Origin of the sequence: Undibacterium sp. SXout7W, assembly GCF_049339385.1 — a bacterium.
GTDB lineage: Bacteria > Pseudomonadota > Gammaproteobacteria > Burkholderiales > Burkholderiaceae_D > Undibacterium.
This window is the reverse complement of sequence record NZ_JBMPPF010000150.1, coordinates 1-288: the sequence shown is the minus strand read 5'-3', so window position 1 is coordinate 288 and position 288 is coordinate 1. Positions and strand designations below refer to the sequence as shown.

The 288-nt window shown below is 41.0% G+C and carries 1 protein-coding gene; it reads right to left on the bottom strand.

Translation table 11 applies throughout. The annotated features are described in order from the left end of the window. Positions 1-241 (bottom strand): FtsX-like permease family protein (locus ACO0LB_RS20875; RefSeq protein ID WP_423052660.1); only part of this gene is annotated, 241 nt, incomplete at its 3' end. Positions 242-288 lie beyond the last annotated feature (47 nt).

Genomic DNA, 288 nt, shown 5'->3' with positions numbered 1-288 from the left:
TCAACCACGCCGCGCCCAATAAGCCTAATATTGCGGCAAGTAAAAAGGTGCTGAGATTTTCTAAAAAACTCAGTACCAGTAGCTTGTTACGAGTAGCACCCATACATAAATGAGTGGCAAATTCTTGCTCGCGCTGCTGATAGTGAGCAATAAACAAATTAAGTAGGTTTAAGCTTGTCATGATGAGTAGAATGGTAACAGCGGCGAGTAAAAACCAGATCATAGTTTGTTGCTCGGCCATTAAGCTTTCTCGATAGATAATCGAAGTACATTGTGGATTCATGCTTT